Annotated in this window: 2 protein-coding genes; both read right to left on the bottom strand. The window is 44.2% G+C overall.

Annotated features, from left to right (window positions below; genetic code table 11):
• Positions 1–901 (bottom strand): AAA family ATPase (locus Q0257_RS07335; protein WP_298023445.1); only part of this gene is annotated, 901 nt, incomplete at its 3' end.
• A gap of 19 nt (positions 902–920) precedes the next feature.
• The coding region (locus Q0257_RS07340; RefSeq protein WP_298023448.1) for a ribonucleoside-diphosphate reductase subunit alpha at positions 921–3064 on the bottom strand (2144 nt) is incomplete at its 5' end.

A 3064-nucleotide genomic window follows, 5' to 3' on the forward strand; every position in this document is an offset into this window, starting at 1 on the left:
ACTCTTTTTCTTTTATTCGTATATCAAACTCTTCGCCATCTTTTCTTATAATAAACTCTATGTTATCTAGGTCGGGCCATATTTTTCTAAATTCTTTTGTAGCCTCTTTAGATATTCTTTCTAGAAAACCATGCAATCCTTTATCTTTTTTACTGGCATTTTCAATATCTTGCTCTATGTCTGTTATATTATTTAGATAAAAAATATTTTTTAGAGGTATACATATGTCCGGATCATTTTTAAAATCTTCAATATTTAAACTTGATGGTAATAGATATTGATCATTGTATTCCCAAAAAATCATATTATTATACAGTTCTTCTATGTTGACAATATAGTTTTCAATGTTCGTGAATATAATATTTTTAAGATCATTAATTGAAAGTTCATTCCCAATCGAATTTTCTTTGCTAGAAACTGTAATTTGTTTGCTATTTTGTTCGTAATAGACTGATCTTAAAATTTTATATTTCTTATCTAGTGTTTTATAGCTCCAATATGTTAATCTAGGTTCTTCATTATCATCTATTTTTATAGTCAATAAGATTTCATTAAACGATTCTTTTATAAAATTTCTAATATCTAAGTTATTTTGGAATATATTGGTATCTTTTATATTATATTCTTCAAATAACCCTGTTTCTAAGACATTGAAATCGTTCTCTTCTAACTTAAATATCGCACGAATATAATATTTATCATCTGTGGCGTTTTTATTTTGATCTTTGATGCTAACTTCATATTGACCAAATACTGCCGATATAGCCTTTAATATGTTACTTTTTCCAGCCTCATTTTTTCCTACTAATATTATACATTTTTTACCATTTCTCTCTTCAATATTTATCGCCATGTCTTTTATTGAACGAAAATTTTTTATTTCAAATCTATCTAGTTTCATATGTTAATCCTTTTGCCTTTTACTGACACCCCTCACACTCGATCGAACGATCCGCGACGTTGTTTAGCTTCTCGCTATCTGGGCTTTCGGAGCGTAGATAGTAGGTCGATTTTAGCCCCAGCTGCCATGCAAGCGTGTAAATTTCGCTCAGATAGCCGCCGCTAGCTTTGTCTAGGCTCATGAAGATATTTAGGCTCTGGCCCTGATCGATCCATTTTTGGCGGATGGCGCCCGCCTTTACGAGCAGGCGCTGATCGAGCTCGTACGCAGGCACGTACGCCTGCCACGTTTTCGGACTTAAATTCGGCACGACGACCGGGATCATGCCGCTTAGATTGTGCTCGAACCATTTGCGCTTATACACCGGCTCGATCGTCTGCGTGGTGCCTACGAGTATGCTGATGCTCGATGTCGGCGCGATCGCCATCAGGTAGCCGTTTCGCATACCGTCGCGCTTTACTTTCTCGCGCAATCCGTCCCAATCGCAGCTGCTCTGCTCAAAAAGCCCGCCGCGCTTAACGAGCGCTTTGGCGTTTTCGTTCGCTAAATCGATCGGGAAAATTCCTTCGCTCCACTTCGAGCCCGCAAAATCGGGGTACCTGCCCTTTTCTACGGCTAAATTTGAACTTGCCTTGATCGCGTTAAAACTCACGTTTTCCATTATCCTATCGATCAGCTCGAAGTGCTCGTAGCTGCCCCACTTCACGCCGCGCTCGGCCAGCATCTGCGCTTCGCCCATTACGCCGAGCCCTATCGCGCGGGTTTTTAGATTGGTGTGTTTGACCTTGGCGTGCGGGTAAAAATTTAGATCGATGACGTTGTCGAGCATTCGCACGGCGATCGGCATCACGCGAGCTATCTCCTCGCGGCTATTGATTTTGCTTAAATTTACGCTTGCGAGGTTACAAACCGCCGTCGCGCCCTCGTCGCAGCCCTTTTCTACGATAAAAATTTCTTTGCCGCCCAGCGTGTCCAGCGCGGTGATCTTTTTTGCCTTTTTTACGATGCCTGCGTCGGTCGCCACATCTTCGTTTTCCTCAAACAGCTTCTCGCTGCCGTCAGCAAAAACCACTTTGATTTTGTAGTGGTTCGGCGCCGTGTTTTGAAAGATCTCGGTGCATAAATTTGAGCTCCTGATTAAGCCTTGATGCGCGTTTGGATTGATGCGGTTGGCGTTATCTTTGAAGCATAAAAAGGGCATGCCCGTCTCAAAATAGCTCGTTAAAATTTTCTTCCAAAGCTCCTTTGCTAGGATAGTAGATTTTGAAATTTTATCATCGGCCTCGTACTGCTCGTAGCGCGCCTCAAATTCCGCGCCATATAGATCGCTCAGATCGCTTACTTCTGCAGGATCGAAGAGCGTCCACTTGCCGCCGTTTTGAAGTCTTTTCATAAACAGATCGTTTATCCACAGCGCGGGGAAAATTTCATGCGCGCGGCGCCTCTCCTCGCCCGAGTTTTTTCGTAGATCGAGGAAGTCGCTCACGTCCATATGCCACGGCTCGATATACACGGCGATAGCGCCCTTGCGCGTGCCCAGCTGATCGACGGCGACTGCGATGTCGTTCGTGATCTTTAAAAACGGGATGATGCCGCCCGCGGCGTTTTTATGCCCGTCGATGCTGCCGCCCATCGCGCGCACCTTGCACCAGTCCCAGCCGATACCGCCGCCGAATTTGCTCAGAAGCGCCATCTCCTTGTAGCTATCAAAAATCCCTTCGATATTATCGGGCGTGCTTCCCACGTAGCAGCTGCTTAGCTGATGTCGCGTCGTGCGGGCGTTTGAAAGCGTCGGAGTAGCCAGCATGACTTCAAATTTAGATATAAGATCGTAAAATTTCTTCGCCCAGCTCTGGCAGTCAAGCTCGTTTTGCGCAAGGAACATCGCGATCGCCATAAACATCTGCTGCGGAAGCTCGATCGGCGCGCCGCTTTTATCTTTGATGAGATAGCGATCGTAAAGCGTTTTGATGCCGAGGTAATTAAACTGCAAATCGCGCTGCGGCTGCAAATAAGAATTTAGATCCTCAAGATCGTATTTTTCCTTTAAGCCGAGCATTATGCGGCCCGCCGCCTCGCCGCGAGCGAAGTAATCTTTTAGGCTGTTGTAACCGCTAAAGCCCGTTACCTTGTGATACAGATCGTATAAAAATAATCGCGCGG

It is taken from the genome of uncultured Campylobacter sp., from assembly GCF_938018035.1.
In the GTDB taxonomy this organism is placed as follows: Bacteria; Campylobacterota; Campylobacteria; order Campylobacterales; family Campylobacteraceae; genus Campylobacter_B.